General features: G+C 43.4%; 20 protein-coding genes and 1 riboswitch. Of the genes, 12 read left to right on the top strand and 8 right to left on the bottom strand.

The features are described from left to right. Positions 1-65: 65 nt before the first annotated feature. Positions 66-1,547, top strand: a complete 1,482-nt coding sequence (locus ACSVDE_RS12470) for a phytoene desaturase family protein (RefSeq protein WP_439301211.1) — start codon at positions 66-68, stop codon at positions 1,545-1,547. Here the strand turns inward: ACSVDE_RS12470 and ACSVDE_RS12475 are convergent. Then, positions 1,527-2,444 (bottom strand): MerR family transcriptional regulator, encoded by a 918-nt coding sequence (locus ACSVDE_RS12475; RefSeq protein ID WP_439301212.1) that lies wholly within the window; start codon positions 2,442-2,444, stop codon positions 1,527-1,529. The two genes, ACSVDE_RS12470 and ACSVDE_RS12475, sit on opposite strands and share 21 nt — an antisense overlap. A gap of 188 nt (positions 2,445-2,632) precedes the next feature. On the opposite strand from ACSVDE_RS12475, the gene ACSVDE_RS12480 reads away from it, so the two are divergent. The 8 genes from ACSVDE_RS12480 to fni are packed head-to-tail and all read left to right on the top strand — an operon-like array spanning position 2,633 to position 11,591. Then, a complete protein-coding gene (locus tag ACSVDE_RS12480; protein WP_439301213.1) occupies positions 2,633-4,180 on the top strand; it encodes a phytoene desaturase family protein in 1,548 nt (515 codons plus the stop codon). Beyond that, positions 4,177-5,646, top strand: coding sequence for a phytoene desaturase family protein (locus ACSVDE_RS12485; RefSeq protein WP_439301214.1), 1,470 nt, complete (start codon positions 4,177-4,179; stop codon positions 5,644-5,646). Before ACSVDE_RS12480 ends, ACSVDE_RS12485 begins: the two co-directional genes overlap by 4 nt. Next, positions 5,630-6,496 (top strand): phytoene/squalene synthase family protein, encoded by an 867-nt coding sequence (locus ACSVDE_RS12490; protein WP_439301215.1) that lies wholly within the window; start codon positions 5,630-5,632, stop codon positions 6,494-6,496. Before ACSVDE_RS12485 ends, ACSVDE_RS12490 begins: the two co-directional genes overlap by 17 nt. Further along, positions 6,497-7,234, top strand: a complete 738-nt coding sequence (locus ACSVDE_RS12495; RefSeq protein ID WP_439301216.1) for a carotenoid biosynthesis protein — start codon at positions 6,497-6,499, stop codon at positions 7,232-7,234. Further along, a complete protein-coding gene (locus ACSVDE_RS12500) occupies positions 7,188-7,937 on the top strand; it encodes a lysophospholipid acyltransferase family protein (RefSeq protein ID WP_439301217.1) in 750 nt (249 codons plus the stop codon). The genes ACSVDE_RS12495 and ACSVDE_RS12500 overlap by 47 nt, the downstream gene beginning before the upstream one ends. Then, the gene (locus tag ACSVDE_RS12505; protein WP_439301218.1) at positions 7,913-9,043 is read left to right on the top strand and encodes a glycosyltransferase; all 1,131 of its coding nucleotides are present in this window, start codon (positions 7,913-7,915) and stop codon (positions 9,041-9,043) included. Before ACSVDE_RS12500 ends, ACSVDE_RS12505 begins: the two co-directional genes overlap by 25 nt. After that, a complete protein-coding gene (locus ACSVDE_RS12510; RefSeq protein ID WP_439301219.1) occupies positions 9,040-10,545 on the top strand; it encodes a phytoene desaturase family protein in 1,506 nt (501 codons plus the stop codon). The genes ACSVDE_RS12505 and ACSVDE_RS12510 overlap by 4 nt, the downstream gene beginning before the upstream one ends. After that, the gene (fni, locus tag ACSVDE_RS12515) at positions 10,545-11,591 is read left to right on the top strand and encodes a type 2 isopentenyl-diphosphate Delta-isomerase (protein WP_439301220.1); all 1,047 of its coding nucleotides are present in this window, start codon (positions 10,545-10,547) and stop codon (positions 11,589-11,591) included. Before ACSVDE_RS12510 ends, fni begins: the two co-directional genes overlap by 1 nt. A gap of 40 nt (positions 11,592-11,631) precedes the next feature. On the opposite strand, the gene ACSVDE_RS12520 is transcribed toward fni, so the two are convergent. The 5 genes from ACSVDE_RS12520 to ACSVDE_RS12540 all read right to left on the bottom strand — a co-directional run bounded on the left by ACSVDE_RS12520 (position 11,632) and on the right by ACSVDE_RS12540 (position 18,775). After that, positions 11,632-12,078, bottom strand: coding sequence for a DUF4385 domain-containing protein (locus ACSVDE_RS12520; RefSeq protein WP_439301221.1), 447 nt, complete (start codon positions 12,076-12,078; stop codon positions 11,632-11,634). 122 nt (positions 12,079-12,200) lie between these two features. Beyond that, positions 12,201-15,308 (bottom strand): efflux RND transporter permease subunit, encoded by a 3,108-nt coding sequence (locus ACSVDE_RS12525; RefSeq protein ID WP_439301222.1) that lies wholly within the window; start codon positions 15,306-15,308, stop codon positions 12,201-12,203. A 100-nt stretch (positions 15,309-15,408) separates the two neighbouring features. Beyond that, the gene (locus ACSVDE_RS12530) at positions 15,409-16,761 is read right to left on the bottom strand and encodes a HAMP domain-containing sensor histidine kinase (protein WP_439301223.1); all 1,353 of its coding nucleotides are present in this window, start codon (positions 16,759-16,761) and stop codon (positions 15,409-15,411) included. Then, on the bottom strand, positions 16,758-17,432 hold the full coding sequence (locus ACSVDE_RS12535; protein WP_439301224.1) for a response regulator transcription factor: 675 nt from the start codon (positions 17,430-17,432) through the stop codon (positions 16,758-16,760). Before ACSVDE_RS12535 ends, ACSVDE_RS12530 begins: the two co-directional genes overlap by 4 nt. Before the next feature lie 107 nt (positions 17,433-17,539). Then, a complete protein-coding gene (locus tag ACSVDE_RS12540; protein ID WP_439301225.1) occupies positions 17,540-18,775 on the bottom strand; it encodes an aspartate kinase in 1,236 nt (411 codons plus the stop codon). Positions 18,776-19,027: 252 nt separating this feature from the next. Continuing rightward, a riboswitch (Lysine riboswitch) is annotated at positions 19,028-19,219 on the bottom strand. Between the two features lie 176 nt (positions 19,220-19,395). On the opposite strand from ACSVDE_RS12540, the gene uvsE reads away from it, so the two are divergent. Further along, positions 19,396-20,352, top strand: a complete 957-nt coding sequence (uvsE, locus tag ACSVDE_RS12545) for a UV DNA damage repair endonuclease UvsE (RefSeq protein WP_439301226.1) — start codon at positions 19,396-19,398, stop codon at positions 20,350-20,352. Between the two features lie 216 nt (positions 20,353-20,568). Beyond that, the gene (locus ACSVDE_RS12550; protein WP_439301227.1) at positions 20,569-21,177 is read left to right on the top strand and encodes a DUF6624 domain-containing protein; all 609 of its coding nucleotides are present in this window, start codon (positions 20,569-20,571) and stop codon (positions 21,175-21,177) included. On the opposite strand, the gene ACSVDE_RS12555 is transcribed toward ACSVDE_RS12550, so the two are convergent. Beyond that, on the bottom strand, positions 21,178-21,723 hold the full coding sequence (locus ACSVDE_RS12555; RefSeq protein ID WP_439301991.1) for a GNAT family N-acetyltransferase: 546 nt from the start codon (positions 21,721-21,723) through the stop codon (positions 21,178-21,180). 134 nt (positions 21,724-21,857) lie between these two features. Here ACSVDE_RS12555 and ACSVDE_RS12560 point away from each other — a divergent pair, with 134 nt between their 5' ends. Next, positions 21,858-22,643 (top strand): PAS domain-containing protein, encoded by a 786-nt coding sequence (locus ACSVDE_RS12560; RefSeq protein WP_439301228.1) that lies wholly within the window; start codon positions 21,858-21,860, stop codon positions 22,641-22,643. An 18-nt stretch (positions 22,644-22,661) separates the two neighbouring features. On the opposite strand, the gene ACSVDE_RS12565 is transcribed toward ACSVDE_RS12560, so the two are convergent. Further along, a complete protein-coding gene (locus ACSVDE_RS12565) occupies positions 22,662-23,588 on the bottom strand; it encodes a hypothetical protein (RefSeq protein WP_439301229.1) in 927 nt (308 codons plus the stop codon). Positions 23,589-23,671 lie beyond the last annotated feature (83 nt).

A 23,671-nucleotide genomic window follows, 5' to 3' on the forward strand; every position in this document is an offset into this window, starting at 1 on the left:
GATTATTGGGAAATCTATGTTTCTAAACGAACCAAGCAACCGTACCTAACAAAGGAGGACTGGATTTGGCAAAAAAAGCAGTAATCATTGGCGGAGGTCTTGGCGGATTGTCAGCAGCGATCCGTTTAAAGGCAGATGGATATGACGTTGAAGTATTCGAAAAGAATGAACGTGTTGGAGGTAAGCTGAATCAACGAGCTGGAAACGGGTTCACCTTTGACACAGGACCCTCGATTTTGACGATGCCATGGGTTCTCGAACAATTGTTTGAAAGTGCAGGTCGAAACCTGAATGATTATGTGAAATTGAAAAAGCTAGATCCACAATGGCGGACATTTTTTGAAGATGGTAAGACCATTGATGTATCTGCAGACTTATCATCTTGGCTCAACGAAATCAAACAAAAAACGAACACAGAAGCCTCAGATTTCCTGGAATACCTTCAATATTGCACTAAGATGTATGAGCTCAGCATGAAAAGCTTCTACGGCAAAAGTCTATCTGGCTTAAGCGATCTTAGAAAGCTCCATAGTTTCAAAGATTTGTTACAGATGGATCCTATGAAGTCCATGCATGAGAAAACTCGGTCCTACATAAAAGATCCCCACTTACAACAGTTGCTCGACTTTTTCATCATGTATATCGGTTCTTCACCTTATCATGCGCCAGCGGTACTCTCCCAGCTTGTCCATGTTCAACTCGGATTAGGCATATATTATGTCGAAGGCGGTATGTACCAGATTGCAAATGCAATGGTCAGGCTATTAGATGAGTTGGAAGTTCCAATCCATACGAATGCGAAGATTGACGATATCACCTACAAGCGCAAAAAAGCCACCGGTATCCGTCTCGAAAACGGAGAAGAAATCCCGGCAGACATCGTCGTCTCCAACTTAGAAGCGATACCAGCTCATCGTTCCCTTCTTTCCCAACATAAGAAATCGAATAAAGAATTGAAGGAACTCAACAAGTACGAACCGACCGTTTCTGGTCTCGTCATGCTTCTCGGAATTGATAAACAATACGATCAGTTGTTGCACCATAATTTCTTCTTTTCCAAGGATCCTGAAAAAGAATTCAGACAGATCTTCGATGAAAAAGTGCCGGCAGATGATCCGACGGTCTATATAGGTGTTTCATCCAAGTCTGATATGAGCCAAGCACCGGAAGGCAAAGATAACTTATTCATCCTGACCCACGTTCCCCCATTGAAAGAAGGAGAAAGCTGGGAAACCTTCCGTGAAACGTATCGTCAAACCGTTTTAAGAAAGCTTGAAAGAATGGGACTGGAAGACATCGAAAACCATATCGAATTCCAATATGAATTCATCCCGGATGACTTGGAGAGGTTGTATGGTTCAAATGGTGGTTCGATTTATGGTGTGGTAACGGACCGAAAAGTGAACGGTGGATTCAAGGTTCCGGCACGTAGTAATCTTCTGAAGAACCTCTATTTCGTCGGAGGAAGTACACATCCTGGCGGAGGTGTTCCAATGGTGACGCTGTCTGGTCAATTGACAGCTGATTTAATTCTTGAAGATGCTTAATTGACCAAACCACGTTTCCCAATCGGCAGGCTGATCCTTCAGATGATAACGCTGTAAAACTTCGTCATCTGAAGGCACGCCTTGACCACCAAGGACGATATTCAATTCTGGAAACTGCTCTGCCAATTGAAGAATCAGATTCTTCAATGCGTCCGTATTTTCCGATCGAGTCAAAGAAAAGAAGACAATATGGATGTCATTTTCGACGATGATCTTCTCTAAACCTTGTGTCGGTGTGTTAGCTCCGAGGTAAATGACGCCGACACCTTTTCTTTTTAAGAATAAAGAAAACAACAGTAAACCAATCTCATGGTTTTCACCTGGTGGACATAACGCGAGGGCGTTTGGTAAATTCGGATTCGTCGAAAACACTTTGAAAAATTGATATAACCGTTGACGGAACAAGTGACTGGCGAAATGTTCTTGGGCGACACTGAACGTTCCTTCCTCCCACTCATCTCCGATACGATGCATCAGTGGAGTAAGGACATGATGGAATAAATCGTCAAAAGGATACATGGAAAAACCGGTTTCAAGAAGTTGATCAGCACGCTCCACATCGAAAGTATCAATCGCGTGATGCAACTTTTCAGCTAACTCGTTCAAAGCAGGAATACTGTCGTTCAAATGGACAGTTGTTTTTCCAATATTTTGTGTAGAGACAGTATACAGTTCTTGCTTTCGTTGTTTCAGTTGTTTTGCTGCTTGACTGATCGACAAACCTTCTTCCTCAACCTGGTGTTTCAACCATTTCAAATCGGCGATATCCCCATCTGTATAAAGACGGAATCCCGCATCCGTCCTTTTCGGTTCAATCACACCGTAACGCCTTTCCCATGCGCGAATTGTAACAGGTTCTATTCCTGTTTTCCTGGAAGCGACCTTAATACTATACATAAGCACACGCTCATTTCTTTTGATAAGGATTTGTATATCTTGATCTGATTCATCAACAAGTATATTCTATACATCATTTAACCATATATTATACAAACATTACACAAAGCTCAAACAAAAGATTAAATAGTTGTACAAACCTTATACAAAGATTATAATGCTATTAAATAGCTACGAATGTAAAGGCGGTGAGGACCATCAAACAGAATAAAATTCAGATTATAGGAGCAGGGCCCGGAGGATTGGCCGCGGGAATGATCCTGTCGAGTAAAGGATATGACGTAACCATCTATGAAAAACAACCGTTCATCGGAGGGCGTACTTCCCGTCTTACACTGGGAGATTACCAGTTTGATAGAGGGGCTACATTCCTTATGATGCCTCATTTGTGGGAGGAGTTGTTTGAATCCGTCCAAAGAGATTTCCATGATTATGTCACCCTGGAAAGACTTGATCCATTATACGAGCTCCGGTTTGATGGAAAGAAATTTTCACCGTCGACCGATCCGTCACGGACGAAGCAAGAGATTGAGAACCTTTTCCCAGGTAACGGGGACGGTTATATACGGTTCATGGAAAAAGAGGGAGAGAAGTTCGAACACGTCATCAAACTTCTTCAACGCCCACTGTCCAAATGGACGGATCTCTTATCCAAGGATGTGTTCGCTGCGCTACCAAAGATCCATGCAGCTGATACCGTGGCAGGCAGATTGGGTCGCTACTTTTCAGATGAAAAACTCAAGTGGGCTTTCTCATTTCAATCCAAATATCTCGGCATGTCACCGTGGGAATGCCCAGGAACGTTTACAATCCTATCCTACCTTGAGCATCGCTACGGTTTATGGCATCCAATCGGTGGTGTGAATCAAGTATGTGAAGCGATGGCAGAAGTCATACGAGAATACGGCGGTAAAATTCACACGAATACCGGCGTGGACCAGATCATCATTGAAAAGCGACAGGCAAAAGGTGTCGTCCTCCAGGATGGATCTACCGTTTCTGCAGATGAAGTCGTCATCAATGCGGACTTTGCTTTTGCAGCATCCACTCTCTTCCCAGAAGGAACTTTGAAAAAGTATGCAAAAGCGAAGGTTGAAAAGAAAAAGTACTCTTGTTCCGCTTTCATGATGTACGTGGGATTGGATCGAAAGGTCGATATGCCACATCATAGCATCCTTTTCGCAAAAGACTACCATAGGAATGTGGATGAAATGACGAAGCAAAAAGTCCTTTCAGAAGACCCATCCATTTACGTTCACAATCCGGGTAAGACCGATCCAACATTGGCACCAGGTGGGAAGACAGCGCTTTACATATTGATGCCTGCCCCTAACTTATCTGCAGATATCGATTGGAATGAATCGAAAGCGGATGTGCGGAATCAAATCCTTGCTCGGCTGAAGCAAGAACCTGAATTGGCAGACATCGAAGCGCATATCGAATTGGAACAGATCCTTACACCACAAGATTGGCAGGATGATATGTATGTGTACAAAGGCGCCACCTTCAACCTTGCACACTCCCTCGATCAAATGATGATGTTTCGACCTCATAATCAATTTGAAGAGGTGAAGAATTGTTGGATTGTCGGAGGAGGCACCCATCCTGGCAGTGGTCTTCCTACCATTTTGGAGTCTGCTAAAATCACATCTGCATTATTGATGAAACAACACACCTCTGCACCGATGTCTATGGGAACTACAGCAGAGAAGAAAAAGGAGCACTCGACCTTATGAATATCGGTATCGTCGGTGGCGGAATCGGAGCAATGACGACAGCCTTGCTCTTAACCAAAAAAGGTTTCGATATCACCATCTATGAAAAGGAAGATCGCCTTGGTGGGCGGCTCGCCTTTGAAGAAGGAGCGAGACACAAAATCGATCGTGGACCTACAATTGTCCTGTTACCGGATATGCTCTTGGAAGTGCTAGAGGAAGCAGGCATTGATCGTTCCAAAGTCGAACTCATACCATGTTCACCGATGTACGATATCCATTACAACGATGGAACCACATTCAAAAAATGGCAGGACACTTATGAACAGTACGAAGAAATACGTAAAGTGTTCCCGGGTGAAGAAGAGAATTTCCCAAAGTATATGAAGGAAATGCAGGTCGCATATGACTTAGGAAAGCCCGCTTTTCTAGAAAAGTCTTTTATCCGTAAACGAGACTTTTTCACGATGAAGAATCTATTCACACTCAGTAGACTGAGTGCTTTCAAAAGCGTGAAAAGATTGACACAAAAATATTTCAAGGATGAACGATTACAGCACGCGTTTTCGTTGCAAACCTTATATATCGGTGGAGCACCACACCAATCTCCTGGCATCTATTCGCTGATTCCTTTTGCAGAACACGCTTTTGGAATCTGGTATTTAAAAGGAGGATACGCCTCCCTTGTCCCTATTTTGGAAAAAGAATTAACGAAACGTGGTGTGACCATCCACAAGAATACAAGAGTTGAAAAACTCATGATCAATGATGGCATTTGTAAAGGTGTTCGTACGAATAAAGAACCGGTAATGCATGACGCGATCGTCTTCAACGGTGAGATTCCTCATATGGAGTCCATGATGCAAACTGAGCCGCCGGTCCAAAAGAAATCAAGAGCGTATACCCCTTCATCAGGCTGTGTGACCGTCTACTTAGGAACAAATAAGCGGTGGAGTGGAACATCGGCTCACCAATTTTTCCTTTCAGAGGATTTCCACTCGAACATGACCGACATTTTCGAGCGGAACAAAATCCCTGAAGATCCCTCTTTCTATGTTTTCTCGCCGACTCAATTGGATGAAGAGGCCGCTCCACCTGGGGAGAGCGTGTTCTATTTTCTCATTCCCGTCCCCTCCGCTGGAGCCATCAATTGGGAGTATGAAACGCAAAGGTTAGTCGATCAGGTGATTGAAAAGGCTGAAAGTCTCAAGTTTACCGGTTTACGAGATTCCATTACATGGAAGAAAGTGAGAACACCCCTTGAATCAAAACAAGACGGTTTGTATGAAGGCGGGAGTTTCGGACTTGCACCAATCTTGAAACAATCCGGTGTGTATCGACCTCAGATGATTCCCTACCCGGTTGAAAATCTTTATGCCGTAGGAGCGTCCGTACATCCTGGCGGTGGTATCCCGATTGTCATGCAAGGCGCCCGACTTCTTGCAAACTATCTTTTAAAGGAGCTGAGTGATGATGGAAGAGTTTAGCAGAGAATGTGAAGAAATGATTAGGGAGGGTTCCTCAACTTTTTACAATGCTTTCAGTTTTCTTGAAAGTCCCAGGCGAGAAGCCGTATTTGTCATCTATGCCTTTTGCAGATTGATTGATGACTCGGTGGATGAACCTGAAGAAGCGCCTTTTACTTTGGAGGAATTGAGACATTCATTCGACCACCTTGAGAATGCTTCAGGTCATTTCATTTGGCCAGCTCTTCGCTGGTTGTTCTCTGAATTCCCGATTACGAAGCAACCCTTTTATAATCAGATGGATGGACAAGCCTACGACAATGTGAGGACGAGCATTGATACGTTTTATGAATTCGAGGCTTATTGTTACGATGTAGCAGGAACAGTAGGTGAAATGCTATTACCTGTACTACATGACAATCCGGACGAAAAAATCCGAACATCCGGCATTTATTTAGGTAAGGCGATGCAAATCGTGAACATCATCCGGGATATCGGTGAGGATTTGAGGCTAGGCAAACGATACTTGCCACTCGATCTGATGCAGAAGCATCGGTATGAAGAAACACAGCTTCACAATCATGAAATCAATGAGAATTTCATTGCGATGCTTGAAGACCTGCGTCAAACCGCTTCCGTCTGGTTCAAGAAAGGACTCGCCTACCTGAATGACTATCCATCAAGAAGTGCGTTCTGCATTGAATTAGCATCGGTAGCTTACGGGGAAATCTTGGATGTAGTAGAACGAAACCGGTATGAGGTATTCACTAAGCGAGCAATCGTATCGGACGATCGGAAGCTGGAGATCTTCTTTCAATTGAATCAACGGTATCAATTGAGCAATCCTGAAGTGAGCAATGTGGTGTCTTAAATGATCAACGTCATCTTCTGGATCTGGTATTCCATCGGACTTGTGCTTATGCTCTTCTTTCACGTACCCGACGCACTAAAATTTTCAAACGGGCTCTTCCTTTTCTTCTTCGCCATCTATGCCTTGAAACTGGAAAAGGAACATACCGGACAATATAAAAAATTGATACCGCTCGCCCTAGTCGTTGGTGCAATAACGTTCACCATCGAAGCAGTCGGGGTATGGACCGGTATTCCTTTCGGTCAGTATGCCTATAGTTCCATCCTGGGAATTGGAGCTTTCGGCGTCCCCTTCGCGATCGCTTGTGCCTGGGTCGGCGTATTGATCAATGCCCTCTTGATTTCCAACACACACTCGAAATGGAGCCGTGCAATTGAAGTTGGCATTTGGGTCGTTCTGTTCGACCTTGTACTGGATCCTGTCGCCTATGCTCGGGGCTTCTGGATATGGGAATCAAAAAGCGCTTATTTCGGCATACCGGTCGAAAATTTCATTAGTTGGTTCTTGATTGCTGCCCTATTGTCACTCGTTTTTCCATTGAAGCCGATGGCAGAAGGACTACGTAGAAAGGGCACGATCCTCTTCCAAGCGATGTTGCTCATGTTCGGACTTCTCGGTCTAAAGGAAGGGATGACAGGCGTCTTCTTCTTATCCGTTGTCCTCGTACTTGTTGCGGAGGGGAGGATTCTACTTGATCGAAGCCGACAAAAGACATTTATTTCAAACCGTTTTTCATAAATACAATCGTGATTACCTATTGAAGAGACACTTTCACACGGTTTCTGTCAAAGGTACGCCCGACCAATTCCAGAACTCACCGATTGTCTACATGATGAATCACAGTTCCTGGTGGGACGGGCTAATTGTTTATCATTCCATTAAAACCTTGTCTGGACAAGATCATTACATGATGATGGATGAAAAACAAATGAAAGAATACCGTTTCTTCCGAAAGATCGGTGCCTATTCCATCGATAAAACGAATAAACGAGGCATCCTTCAATCCTTACGGTACAGTATCGAGTTGCTTGAGCATAACAAGTGTGTTTGGATCTTTCCGCAAGGCGACATCTATCATTTAGAGACACGGCCTCTGGCTTTTCAATCGGGCATTGCATATCTTTTGAAAAAGATGCCGAGTACAACCGTTATCCCTGTAACCTTGTACTACAGCTTCGGTGTTCATCAGAAACCGGATGTGACCATGACATACGGCGAACACGTCCGATTGGATTGGAATGAGTACACGAAGAAAGAAATCACGTTCGAACTTCAGAAAATATTAGAATCACAGCTTAACGAACATAAGGAGCTCGTCGTTTCTGGACGTTGGTACGATGAAGATACGAAAGGATTGATTCAACCCGGACGATCGACGAGTGATCGTTTTGATTCATTCCAGAAGGAAGTGAAAAGATGGCTACCTTTCTCACAATCATAATCGTTTTGTTATTTTTCCAATTGTTATTTGTCATGTGGAATGTTTCCCAGCTTCCTACACTCGGTAATCCACTCCCAAACAACCATTTGGATACCGACTTTCCTCTCATTTCAATCTTGATTCCAGCACGAAACGAGGAAGGCAACATCAAAGCTTGTCTGGAATCCATATTGCAAGAACAAGCTTACCCAATTGAAGTATGCGTGTTGGACGATCGTTCCGATGACCGCACAGGCGAAATCGTAAAAGAAATAGCAGAGGGTGACCAACGGGTAAGACTCATCCAGGGCGTTGAGCTTGAAGAAGGTTGGATGGGCAAGTCTTATGCCTGTCATCAGCTCGCGCAGCAAGCCAACGGGGAATGGTTTTTATTTTTGGATGCCGATCTCCGCTTGAAACGAGGCACACTCGGAAAGGCGATTGCGACAGCGATGTATCAACGGAAAGGCTTGATTTCCGGTTTTCCGTTCCAGGAAGTGAATACGTGGCTTGAGAAACTCGTGGTGCCGATGATGATGTTCACCATTGCTTGTCATCTGCCGATCCGTTTCGTCCAACACAAGAAAGATCCGAAATTCGTGGCCGCTCATGGCGCGTTTCTTTTCATACATAAGAATACGTACAAGAAGATTGGAGGACATGCTGCATTCAAGAAAGATCTTGTCGATGATATGAGTATGGGGCGCGCTGTGAAAAAAGCAGGCGATCCAGTCATGCTCGCTGATGTACACAATGATCTGACGATGCGCATGTACGATAGAGCCTCCCAGGTGTGGAAAGGCTACAAAAAGAACTTATACCCAGGGATGGGCTATAATCCATGGTTGTTTGCAGGGGTCTTGACCTTCTATACTTGCGCCTATCTACTCCCCCTTCTCACTCTGATTGGATCCATCCTGATGCCAAGCTGGTTCTGGCCATCTCTGATCGCTTATTCTCTCGGGGTGATCATCAAGCTCGTCATTGATTGGAAGAACGGTCAACCTCTTTATTTAGCCTTCCTCCTCCCTTTCAGCATCTTGTTCGTCAATCTGATAGGGATTGATTCTTGGCGTGCTTCTCAATTTCAACAAGGTTACGAATGGAAAGGAAGGACCTACCAATGAAGAAAGTCATCGTACTAGGTGGCGGTCTCGGTGGATTGTCTTCAGCAATCCGCCTTGCCAGTGCAGGTTACGAAGTCACATTAATTGAAAAGCAGCCTTCCTTAGGTGGTAAACTGCAAAGCTACAAAGAAAAAGGCTATACCTTCGACTTGGGTCCAAGTACGATTACGATGCCTTCTTCTTTTGCGGATGTATTTAGAGCAGCTGGGCGGAACATCGAAGATTATCTTACATTTTATCCGATTACGCCGCTCACACGGAACACTTTCTCAGACGGATCCATCGTAGATCTTGTGCCTGACGATGCGCAAATGGAAGACCAAATCGCCCAATACAGTCCTGAAGATGCAAAAGCATATAAGTCATTCATGCAACATGCTGGTAAAATGTATGAGACAGCGCAAGAGCAATTTTTGAACCGCCTGTTGCTTACCTGGAAAGATAAGATGGATCCGGCACTGATGAGAGGCTTTGCAAATATCCGACCATTCACTACGTTACAATCTTTATTGAAGAAGCATTTTCAACATCCGAATACATTGGCGATGTTCGGACGTTACGCAACCTATGTAGGTTCGGACCCTTCCAAGTCCCCTGCCATCTTTTCCATGCTGGCTCACTTAGAAAAAGAAGGAACGATCCTCGGGGTGAAAGGTGGTACCTATACAATCGTCCGTGCTTTTGAACAACTCGCTAATGAATTAGGCGTCACTATACTTAAAAATACAGAAGCGACACGTATTGTGGTCAAGGGTAAAAAAGTCGTCGCTGTTGAAACGACGCAAGGGAATTTCAAGGTTGACACTGTCGTAGCCAATGGTGATGTCTTGACTGTATACAACCATTTGATCGATGAAGCAGACCGTCCGTCTTTTACACAAAAGAAAATCGAATCATACGAACCTTCTTTATCCGGCTTTGTGACGTTGGTAGGGATACAAAGAAAATACCCTGACCTTGTGCATCATAACGTCTTCTTCCCGGAACAATATGAGAAGGAATTTGAAGATATTTTTCATAAAAGGATACCGCCTGAAGATCCGACGCTCTATATTTGCAATTCGAGTCATTCGGATTTGGATATCGCCAGTGAGGGTTCATCTAACCTCTTTATTCTGGCAAATGCATCGTATTTATCCCCGTCATGGGAATGGAATGAAGAGTCGACTGCAGCTTATCGGAATCGGATCTTGGACAAGCTCGAACAGGTTGGGTTGGATGGTATCAAAGAAAAGGCAGAGGTTCTTTCTACATACACACCTGACGATTTGCAAAAAGATACGTATGCGCATCGAGGCGCAATCTATGGAATCTCCTCTAACGGATTTCAGCAGACCTTCTTCCGCCCTTCCAACCGTTCAAAAGATATAGAAGGATTGTGGTTTGCAGGCGGTACGACCCACCCAGGTGGTGGAACCCCCATCGTAACATTGTGTGGAAGACTCGTTGCTGAAAAAATCATCGAAGAGGACAAATCTCATCAGGTGAAAGGAGTTTACTGATGACAACAGAGAATCGAACATCTAAAAGAAAATCGGAACATATCGACATCGTACTGAACGAGGAAGTGACAGCCAAATCCGTCACGACTGGCTTTGACGATTTTCAATTCCGGCACCTTGCCCTTCCTGAAATCGATTTTTCAGAGATTGGTTTGGAAACGGAATTCTTGAGTAAACCGCTGAAAACCCCTTTCCTGATCAGTTCGATGACTGGAGGTACAGAGGTTGCGTGGAAAATCAACCGAACCCTTGCCGCTGTGGCTGAGGAAAGAGGCTGGGCTATGGGTACAGGTTCCATTCGGTCTGCCATCGAAAATGAAGAAACGGCGTACACCTTCAATGTCCGTGAATATGCACCAACCATTCCGATCATCGCGAATCTAGGGGCTGTCCAGTTCAACTATGGCTACGGAATCGATCAATGTAGAAAAGCCGTGGAATTGGCTGAGGCGGATGCCCTCGTATTACACCTGAACAGTTTGCAGGAAATATTCCAACCCGAAGGCGACACGAACTTCAAAGGGTTATTGCCGAAGATTGAACAGGTTTGTAAAGAGCTTGATGTTCCAGTAGGAATTAAAGAAGTCGGATGGGGCATCAGCAGTGAACTCGCCAAAGAGATGTACGATATAGGTATTTCCTTTGTGGATGTTGCTGGCGCAGGTGGTACGACATGGAGTCAGGTTGAAAAATACAGGAACAAAACAGACTCCATGAAGCGGCGGGCTGCTGAAACCTTCCGTGAATGGGGGATTCCGACCACCCGTTGCATCCGTGAAATCAGTGCGCGAGTTCCAGAATGTACACTGATCGGGAGCGGGGGCTTACGGAATGGGCTCGATGCCGCAAAAGCCATTGCACTTGGAGCTGATGCTGTCGGTTTCGGTCGTTCGGTCCTCCAATCTGCGGTAGAATCTGAAGAACTTTTATCAGAGGTGCTGGAGCAAATCGAACTTGAATGCAAAATCGCCATGTTCGGAATTGGTGTGAAATCAGTAAACGAACTGAAAAATACAGACCGGCTTGAAATTAATGTCGGTAGATAATAAAGCAAAAAGCCGAACCTCATTTGAGATTCGGCTTTTCTCATCCATATTTCTTCTGATGTTCCTTTTTCATCTTCAGATATTCATCGTCATTGCGGACGACCTTCCATTTCTCCTCAAAAATACGAGCAGAATCCGCCTTTTCCTCATCGATCTGTCGCTCATGAATCTCGCCTTCCTCGTCGTACTTTTTGCCACCTTTGTAGTTGGCATACCTTCGTGATCTCGTGTATCCCATCTGGATGAACTTCCGAGCCATATCCATGCCGACAAAATCGTCTTTCGCTTTATAGTCCTGGAACATACTGTAGATTTTCTCTGAAGACTCTTTTGCGATATCCGGGGTTTTGAACCTCCAATGCGGAAGGATCTCACCTTTATAAGGTTCTACAAGCAACACCCCTTGCTCGCCGCGTCCAACTCTGTATAGCTCCGGATTTTTCCGGAAATCGATATTGTCAAAATCCAAATCATAATCAAAAGCCATCAGGAAACTCCTTTTTACGAAGAGTGTACCCTTCCAATCTACCTTTCAAAACAGCTGGTAGGCCCGTCTTCATTCTTTACATCGTAAAACCGGCTTCAACAAAGAGAAGCCGGTTTTTACAATTAGTCCAATTTACGATATCTGCCGATGGCATTATACAATACTGGGACAAAAACGAGCGTGAGTAACGTCGAGGTTGTTAGTCCCCCGATGACGGTTATCGCCAATCCTTTCGAAATTAGTCCTGACGCTGAATTGGATAGAGCTAAAGGTACCAATGCAAAGATTGTCGCAAGAGCTGTCATCAGAATCGGACGTAAACGGGTCGATGAAGCCTCTATAATCGACTCTGTCAATCCAATGCCTTCTTTCCGGTTCGTCTCAACACGATCCAAGAGAACGACGGCATTCGTTACGACAATACCGATCAACATCAACATTCCGATCATGGCACTCATGGATAACGTTTGACCTGATATGAGTAATCCGGCCAAGGATCCAATCGGGATGAAAATCAAGGAAGATAAGATGACAAGTGGCGTGAGGATTCCACCAAAAGTGATACTTAAGACAAGGAATACCAATCCGACTGCTGCTCCCATCGCTAATCCAAGATCAGCGAATCCTTCCGAAATCATCTCCATACCGCCCGTTACCTCTAGTTCAACATCTTCAGGAAGACTTAACGACTGAAGATCGTTTTCCACCAAACGGGCGATTTCCGTCGTATCATTTCCTTTGATCGTAGCTGAAACGGTGGTGGCAGTTTCTCCTTCTTGATGCTTGATTGAAGACGGCACCTGCAGCTCTTCAATATCCGCAACTTCACTCAAAGACTTCGGACCATCTATGGTTTGTACGGTGAATTGTTCCAGGTCCTCTTTAGAATCAAAGGTTTCATCAAATGTAAGTTCCATATCCCATTCTTCGTCGTTGATTTTAATCGTTCCACCATTGACGTTGTTCAACCTCTCCTGGACCGGTTGCATCAATTGATATGGGCTTACATTCAACTCCTCTCCCATTTCCGTCAACTGAAGTTGATACTTCGTTTGTGTATCTTTCAAATCATTCTTCACATTCTTCAACCGATCATCTTGCTCCAATAGATTGGCTACCTGAGTGGAGGCTTCCGATAGCTGATCCAAATCGTTACTGTACAAGTTCACATCAATCGTATTTCCAGTTGGTGGTCCCTCTTGTTGGATTTCCATGGCTTTTACAGTGGTTGATGCGTACTCATTTTGCGCAACTTCTAATATTTCCTTCTCATACTGAGGCATGAGTTCATCTATTGAAGCATCTTCCTTCAGTTTGATGAAGAAGCGCGTCACATTGTCCGTAGTCGTAGCCGTCATACCCGGCATTTGTTGTTGACTGGAGAAACCGATCGACACTTGACTATAATCAATCGCTTTTTCTTTTGCAAGGAGCTCTTCAATTTGTTGAGCAAGTACGTTGGACTCTTCCAGTGTCGTATCTTCTGGTAATGTGACCTCGACTTCGAACGAATCACTTCCTTCTGAAGGAAGGAAAGAGACACCTAATGCAGGTACGATTGAGAACGAGCCTACTAATAGAACGATCGATAGAGTAAATACAATCCATTTACGATTCAATGCACCTCGTAAGAATTTTTCGTATCGACCAATGAGCTTGCCCTTCTTGGATTTATGGCTTACGTTTTTGAAAAAATATTTCCCTAGAACAGGGATAAGCGCAATCGCCACAATTAATGAAATCGTTACAGAAAAAATGACGGATAAACTGAACGGACGGAAAAACTCGCCAAGGATCCCACTTACAAATCCAAGTGGCAAGAACACAATCAATGTGGCGACAGTTGAAGATGCAACCGGACCTAACACTTCCTTCGTCGCTTTATAAATCAGCTCTTTCTGATCCATTTCCGGATGCAGTTGCTTCCATCGGTATATGTTTTCAATGACGACGATACTGTCATCGACAATACGACCAACCGCAACCGCCATACCGCCTAATGTCATGATGTTAAGTGTGTAACCAAATTGCTCAAGTAACGCAATCGAACCAAGTATGGAAAGAGGCAAGGAAACAATGGCAATGATCGTAGCGCGAATATTACGTAAGAATAGCAGAATCACCAGAACGGTGAATAACGCGCCGAACCCGCCTTCTTTCAATAAAGCAGATATGGATTTATTGACCTCTTCTCCCTGGTCCATGATGGTATAGAGTTCATATCCTTTATCTTCTGTCTTCTCTTCCAGATAGGATTGGACAGCTTCCGCTACCTCAGCCGTGTTTGCATCCTGGGTTTTGGTGACCTCCAACAAAATACTATCTTCCCCGTTAAAGCGGGAGATTTCAGAACGATCGGTGTCCTGTGTGACATCGGCTATTTCGGATAAAGTTATTTTTGTCTGAGTTTGAGTAGGTTGATTCTCCGAGGGAGCAGTTTGACCTTGTGATGGTGGTTGTCTGTTTGAATCTGCTCCTTGACCATTCTTGTTTGGTATCTGAACAGGAATCTCAATTTCTTCGATCGACTCAATACTCTCGATACTTCCTTTAAGCTCGACTGGTATGGATGTTCCTGACTCATAGAGCGTTCCGAACGGAAGCTTATATTCTGCCTGTTGAATGGATTCCTTTATATCAGACAAGGTCAATCCATACGAAGAGGCTTTCTCTTCATCTACTTCCACAAAAACCTTCGTGTCCGTCTTACCAGTGACTTGAACGCTAGAGACACCCTCCAGGTTCTCTAGATGAGTTACAATCGTGGACTCGACATCTTCTTGAAGCGCACCCAGGTCTGCATCCGATATAGCAGCCTGATAGATCGGAATTGAACTGGAAGAGACCGCGAGGACATTCGCTTCAGCATCATCCGGTAATGTCAATCCATTGATTTTATTCTGAACTTCCGATTGAAGTTCATCGATATCTTCACCGAACGGGTACATGATGGTGATCAACGACAGATTCTCTCTGGACGTACTTGATATAGACTCGTATCCCTCCATGTTCAATAACACATCTTCAATCGGTTTCGTCACACTCTCTTCCACTTCTTCAGTAGAAGCATTCGGATAGACGGTCTGTACGGTCATAACTGGGAAAGTTACATCCGGAAACGTCTCCACTTTTATTTGATTGGTTGCTACAATTCCACTGACCACCACGAGAACTGTCAGGATCAAGATGGCAACCATGTTCTTCAAGCTAAACTTTGTCATCCAACTCATATTTGTCATGACTCCTTTCAATGATCTAGTTTGAGGATACTCATGAAATATGAACTGAATATGAACACATGAAAAAAAGATGGAGGATCCTCCATCTTTTCTAGCGAGCATTAAGTGGAAGGGTGACGTAAAAAGTAGTCCCCACTCCAACATCGCTTTCTACTTCAATTTTCCCGCCATGCAATTGGGTGATTTTCTGAGCGATCGACAGTCCTAACCCATTCCCGCCGTTTTCCTTCGAGCGGGACGGATCGACTTTATAAAATCGATCAAAAATACGATGTTGTTCTTCTTCAGGGATCCCTTCCCCCTGGTCTCTAATTGCGATCACCACATGATCAATAGATGCTTTAGCCGTAACCTTTATGACGCCACCGAAAGGATTGTAACGGATCGCATTCGTCAACAAGTTAATCCAAACTTGCTCCAGTTGATCTTTGTCTCCTTCAATCTCCAATGGTTTTACATCTAATTGTATGTCGTTCTCTTTGGCGGTCCATTGAGGTTCGAGGAAGGTGATCACCCTTCTCAACTGTTCATCTAACTGATAAGGGACCGGTTGGATTGGATCCTGATCCGTGTCCAATCGGGCAAGCTTTAATAGATTTTGACTTAAATCCGACAATCGCTTACTCTCTTGCTCGATGATGGACAGATACTCCTTTTGTTGACGAGCATCCTTCACAACGCCATCTTTCAAAGCTTTTGCAAATCCCTGTATGGAGGTCAATGGTGTTTGGATTTCATGGGAAACGTTCGTAACGAACTGATGTCTCATCTCATCCAATTCACCTAGCCCCCTCGTCATTTGGTTGAAGCTTTTGGTAAGGTTTCCGAGCTCGTCTTTCCTTTTGTTCTTAATGAATACATTGAAATTGCCTTGAGCCAGCTCTTTTGTTGACTGAGTCATTTCTTTGATTGGACTGATGATCCATCTAGTCGAAATCAGGAAAATGACACTTCCTATGACAAGTATCGTGCTGAACAGGATCAACATAAGCTTTTCGAAGTCCTGAAAGAAAAATTTGAAATTCGGTCTTAAAAATAAGGCATAGGATTCCTCGCCTTTTTGAAAAGGAAGCCCCACCACTTTTCTCGGTGGCAGGTCATGACCTCTATAAACCCCACCTGCTATAACTTTTTGAAGCTCATCATCTTGTAAGCCCCATGGATCTAAGCTTTTACCGTACAAAGGTATGTCAGATTGTTCTTTCATCAACAATAAGTCAAAGCTGACCGATGACATGGAATCAAAGTACAACGTTTCATCCATCTCTGGAGTTTCTTTATACAATTCGATGATGTCTTTTCCGACTTCCTCCATACGAGTTTCAAGCCTGTCCCCTACCTGATACATGTGAATTCGACCTGAAATAAGAAATGTGATGATCAAACTGACAAGAATAGCGCCTAAAAACGTGAGGACTATTTGCACATAAAGAGTTTTCATCATTTGAATACCTCAATCTTATACCCTAATCCTCTGACTGTCTTAATTGAGATGGCTGCATTAGACTTGGATAACTTGTCTCGGATCCGCTTGATATGTACGTCGATTGTCCGATCATCACCCTCATAGTCCAGTCCCCATATGCGTTCAATCAATTGGTTTCTTGTGAAAATTTGTTCTGGATAGCTGGCCAATGTATACAACAACTCAAATTCTTTTAGGGGCATAGTCAACCTTTCGCCATCTACCTGGATTTCTTTTTTTGAGGTGTTCATCGTTACATTCCTTGTTTTCAGCTCATTGGAAGCCTCAACCTGATACCTTCTTAATAAAGCTTTCACTCGCATGACGATTTCCAACGGATCGAAAGGTTTGACCACATAATCGTCGGTTCCTAATTGGAACCCTTTCACTTTATCTTTTGTTTCACCCTTCGCAGTGACCATCAAGACTGGAATCTTGTAGTATTGTCTGATTTCCTCGCATAACTCGTAACCATCCACTTTTGGCATCATAAGATCAATAATCGCCAAATCAATCCGTTCACTTTCCAGTTGTTCTATCGCATCTTGTCCATCCTTCGCTTTCACGACCTGGTACCCTTCATTTCCAATATATAATGAAATCAATTCCAGAATGTTTGGATCATCGTCTGCAATTAATACTCTCACCATGAAACGTGCATCCCTTCATCTTTTTTCAGTAGACGATTCAAGTATACCACCAAAAAAAGTCATAAAGAAAAGCCGTCTCTTTCGACGGCTTCTCTAACACGTAATTGTTAAACGGTACTAACCGGTTTACGTGCTTCCAATTCAAACGCATCATGTAAACATTCAATCGCAGTAATCATCGATGAACTATCGACGATCGTAGAGACTTTGATTTCTGACGTGCTGACCATTTTTACTTTGATTTGATCTCTTGCGAGTACATCGAACATTTTTGCCGCAACTCCAGGGTTTGAAATCATACCAGATCCTACGATTGAAACTTTGGCAAGGTCCCCTTCATATGATACTTGTTCGAAATTCAACTGACTCTGATGCTGACTTAATACCTCAAGTGTCTCTTGTAACGCCACTGAATCGACGGAGAAAGAGATATCCGTTGATTGATTACCGTTCGTATTCTGGATGATGATATCGACGTTGATATGATGATTGGATAACGTCGTAAATAGTGTGGATAAGGTCGCCATTCCATCTGGCAACCCATGTACTGTCACCTTCGTCACGTTGTCCTCGAACGCAATCCCTCTTACCATCAAGTTCCCTTCCATTTCTACTTCCTCCTCTATCCTTGTACCCGTTTCTTTATCTATACTTGATCGTACTTCTAAAGGCACGTCGTAGTTTTTCGCGAATTCTACAGACCTTGGATGCAATACCCCTGCTCCAAGATTCGCTAACTCCAGCATTTCATCGTAGGAGATCGCTTCGAGTTTTCGAGCACCCTTTACAACTCTAGGATCTGTCGTGAAGACACCTGTCACATCTGTGTATATTTCACATTTTTCAGCTTTTAATGAAGCCGCCAACGCGACCGCTGTCGTATCGGAACCACCTCTACCTAGCGTTGCAATTTCCTCATTCTCTGTTATCCCCTGAAATCCAGCGACAATGACAATTTTTCCGGTAGCTAATTCTCCATTGATCCGTTTTGGATCAATATCCATGATACGGGCATTCCCATGAACCGCTTCCGTTTTGATTCCTGCTTGCCAACCCGTAAGTGACACAGCATCATAGCCTCGTTGCTGAATCGCCATCGCGAGTAGGGACATCGATATTTGTTCTCCTGTAGACACCAGTAAATCAAGCTCCCTTTTTGAAGGACTGTCCGAAATGTTGTTTGCGAGTTCAATCAGATGGTCTGTGCTCTTCCCCATTGCTGAAACAACGACGACGACTTCATTCCCTTGCTGATACGTTTCTATGACGCGTTCTGCTACATTCTGAATTCTTTCAACGGACCCAACGGAGGTACCTCCATATTTCTGTACGATGAGTGCCATGCTTCCATTCCTTTCACTGATAAAAATTTATATACGCAAGGGTATACGGTTGATGGTTTCTTCAACTAAATCAAATGCTTTCAAGAGCAACAAAGTTTTGCGAAACAGCCAAAAATTAAAAGGATTGACTCAAATCAAAGTGTGACGGACATTCCAATGAACCACTTTCCTCTCGATCGGAGTTATGGTCGAATTGAAATAAATCGTCAGACTTGAGAGTCAATCCTCAACGTCTGCCACACTTATTCCCTTGCGTGAGATAGTCCTCCATACGACATCAGGGAGATGTGTCGTATGACAGCCCTGCATTTCTTCAATGCAGATCCAGCTGGATGAAAGTTGAGTCCACGAACCAGCTTCGGCGAATTCCCCTTTCCATTGCACTCATAAGAGCTCAACCTCTTCATGCAACGTACTATTGGTTTCCGCGCCTCTACCATCACTTCATCATGAAGTGTGGCCTGAAATTTTAATTGTTTGTATTCTATCAAATACCGGAAAAAGAAACAATAAAAACTTTTTACGAAATGACAATCTCTATTGATTTCTGTTTTCGTTCACATATAGAGAGGGAAGAAGCAAATAATAACGTTATCTTGATTGTGTAAGGAGTTTTATATATGATCCTTCGGTTTGGGTATGTATCGACTGCGCTTCATTTGTGGGAATCTACTCCTGCACACACACTTACCTTTACGAATTGGAAAAAGCTTTCGAAAGATGAACGAGAAGATAAGCTGAAAAGAGTGACTGCACAAAACATTGAAAATACGAAGCGCGCGATTTACTATAACATCGCTCAAGGCATCCATGTGTATCGGCTGTCCTCTTCTATTGTACCTTTGGCAACCCATCCAGAGGTTTTGTGGGATTATATCACTCCATTTCGGGACAAATTCAAGGAAATCGGCGATTTAATTCATCAGTATGGATTGCGTGTCAGTTTTCATCCTAATCAATATACGGTTTTCACAAGTCCAAATGATCGGGTCACCGGCAATGCAGTAAAGGACATGGAATATCATTATGAAATGCTTAAGATGATGGGGGTACATAAACAAGCCAACATGAACATCCATGTCGGTGGCGTATACGGAGACAAGGAAACTGCCCTCGAACGATTTCATCAGAATATTGAGCAGTTGGATCCGAAAGTCAAAACACAGGTCACGCTTGAGAACGATGATAAAACTTACACATCGAGAGAAACACTCGATGTTTGCCGTGCTCATTCGTTGTGTTTCGTATTCGATTATCATCATTTCTGGGCTAATCCATGGGAGGAAGATGAATTAGAAGCGTTGCTGCCAGAAATTTACGCAACGTGGGATCACAATGACTATCCACCGAAGTTCCATCTATCCTCTCCTAAGTCTGAAAAAGAGTATAGAGCACATGCCGAATATGTCGATCTGGATTTCGCTCTTCCTTTTATCAAAAGTTTGGTCAAATACGGAAAAGACGCAGATATCATGATAGAAGCCAAGTTGAAAGACAAGGCAATGCTTCAACTCGTAGAGGAGATCTCAAAGTTACGAGGATACAAACGAATTGATGGTGCAGTGATTAGAGTATAGATGGGGGCTGACTAGGGTGTCGCCCTTTTTTTGATATAGGTCTGATTTGAGCTATAATTTCTGAATTTGGGCTATATTTTCTGAAACTGATCTATAATTCCTGAATCTGATCTATAATTCCTGAAACTGATCTATAATCTCTAAGCACTGTCGCTCAATTAGCCAAACATCGCGCCAACAATTCCCCTTCACATGCTAAAATGGGTGAAAAGGACGGTGGTACCGGTGTGTTTGTATCCTGAAATTGCAAAAGAATTGATACATTTGAAGCATTCTGACCTGGAATTGAGGGAGGGTTTATTAAAAGAAGGAACATTATATGATGGATATCATCCAGAAATGGAGGAATGTCATATCCTTAATGGCAACAGATTACATCAAATCATAGAACAAATCGGCTGGCCAAATCAATCAAAAGTCGGTATTGATGGCGCAGAAGCCGCTTGGCTCATCCTTCAGCATGCCATCAGTTTGCCTGACCTTCAGAGAGATTCCTTGCCACTTTTAGAGGTAGAAATGAAGAAGGATGAAATACAGCCCTATCAATATGCTCATTTATTAGACCGGATCCGGTTTTTTGAAAGGAAGCCTCAACGGTTTGGTACACAACTCGATTGGGATGAGCATGGTGATATGAGTCCCTGGAAATTGGAGAGCGAAGAGAATGTCAACACCTTGCGGGAAAAGGTCGGACTCCCTCCGCTCGAGGTTGAAGTGGAAAGAATCCGAATAGAATTAAAAGAACAAAACGTAACAATGCCGACCACTTACAAAGAACGAACACGTGAAATCGACGAATGGCGAAAGAGGGTTGGCTGGGTGTAATCATTCAAAGTCACTTCGTAAAATGGAATACATATAAAGATCATCAAATTTACCACATGTGTATTCATAATGCCTTAACAACCCCTCGCGAAGAAATCCTTGATTTTCTACTAATCTTTGTGAAGGGGTATTTGCCGGCTCGATCAATGCCTCTATTCTTTCCAGCTCGAACTGTTCAAACCCATATTTCAATACTGCCTGCAGCGCTTCAGCTGCAATGCCTTTTCCCCACTGGGCTTTATGTAATTCGAAACCGACTTCCGCTCTGTGATGTTTAGATTGATAGTTGAGGAACCCGCAACTTCCGATGACCCGATCATCACCTTTTATCGTAATCCCCCATCTAATTCCTGTACCTTTTCCATAGATGGATGCATACCAATCGATTTCATCTTGTACACTTTCCGCTGATTCATAAGGCTGCAATCCCATATGTTTCATAACCTCCGGATCGGATAAATAGAGGTAGAGGTCATTTGCATCCCCGTTTGTAACTTCCCTTAATTTCAATCTCTCTGTTTCTAAACTAGGAAAATTTCCTTTCATTTTTGAAGCCCACCTTTGCATCATCTATTCACCTCCATTCTACCTTTCCTTCTACGATAAGTTAATTTTTTGTTTTTCTAAATAGGTGTGGTAAGGTTAAACTAGCAAAATGATTCGGTTAGGAGTTTTTCCAAATGATTGATTGGGGCAATAGACGATTCGATAATATTGAACTACTAAATAAAGCATTAGACTCCTCAAAGACTGGAATAGTGATTACCGATCCTGAACAGGACGACAATCCAATCATCTATGTCAACCAAGGTTTCAAATACACAACGGGTTACGAACCATGGGAAGTTCTCGGACGAAACTGCCGATTCCTTCAAGGGGAAAATACTGAATCAGATCATGTACTACGAATTCGAAAGTCGATTGAAGAATATCAATCCGTCTCAGTGAATCTGGTCAATTATCGGAAAAATGGTGAGGAATTCATCAATCAGCTTACGATCGATCCTGTCTATATCGAGGATGAGCAGAAATATTATTTCGTCGGGGTACAAAAAGAAATCACGAATGAAGTCCAATACCAAAGGAAATTGACTGAAGCTTTGAAGGAAGTGGAGTTGTTGTCCACTCCCCTCGTCCCTGTAAAAAATGCAGTATCCGTCATCCCGTTGATTGGGGTTTTGACCGATACTCGATTTGATGTCCTGATTTCCGTCCTATCGAAAGACAAGGCTTTAGACGACGTGGATTTCCTCATTGTCGATCTCTCCGGATTAGCCTCCTTCGATGGTCAAATCTCGAATCACTTGTCCCATTTGAAAGATTGGCTGCAGCTTCTCGGAGTTGAACTTGTCTTGTCTGGCATCAGTCCGGATATGGCTTATAATCTCGGTAAAGAACACAATAATCTACTTAACATGAAAGCCTTCGCCAATATCCAGACTGCTATTTCTGACTTACCAGAATAAGAAGCCTGAGTTTAACACTCAAGGCTTCATTTTTTTATAACTGTGGTAGTGGTGGATAGCGACTCCTCCATAAGCCTGTTCATTATCGTATTGCTTCTCTACCAACTGAAGTTGTTTCTCCATATACGCCTCCCCTTCCTCGTGGAAGGTCACCTTTTCAGGCTCGACACCCTTCGTTTCAACGCCTATAATCAGTTTTGTTCCATTGCCTGCTGCATAAGACATTTCATTTTCAGTGTGAGAAAGGATTGAATCTTTTCCCTCCGCTCGGTCTCGATACGCCATGATGACCACATAGTTCACGATATCCATGACATGGTCGGATAACGCTTTATCTTCTCCATCATATGTGGTGTAATATTTCTCACTATCAAACCAGAACGGTATGGCGATCATGAAGGGGAATTGTCTATCTTTTTCATATGTATGTACTTTTGTTACATAAGTCTTTAATCCATCCAAGTATTGCTGGATCATTCGCTCTGCATCCCCTGTATCCCATTCGTCCAGGAGATACGGTTCGATATCGAATTGGATGCCATCAAATCGTTCCTCAGGAGTGGAGTCTGCGTTGTAGTCAAGGATTTGTTCAATCCGTTTGATAGGTTCATTTTGCTCATAACTCCATGTGGGTTCACCATCCAACGCATAGACATCTATTTTCTTCTCATGGGCAAGTCTAATGAATGATCGGTAATGATCTGGATTGCGGGTCAAATAGGTAGAGTCTTCGCTTTCACCTACGTATAGATATATCGCGTCGATTCCTTTCCTGATTGCAAAATTGACTAATTCAAGACGAGCTTCCTCCGTATGGATTTCTTTACTAGGATGCCATGCCCACATCGCTTTGTCATGAAGAGAATCGGACTTATCTGGGGCACAGCTCGTAAGGAGCAGTACTCCAAATAGCAGCACATATACAATTGGTCTATTTATGTTCATAAGCATCGTCTCACTTTTATATCAGGGCTTCTATCATTGTACTATAAAAAAGCGCAGCCCTTTTGAGAGCTGCGCATGCATGT

The sequence above is a fragment of the Pseudalkalibacillus sp. Hm43 genome (genome assembly GCF_051842935.1).
Taxonomy (GTDB): domain Bacteria; phylum Bacillota; class Bacilli; order Bacillales; family Fictibacillaceae; genus Pseudalkalibacillus.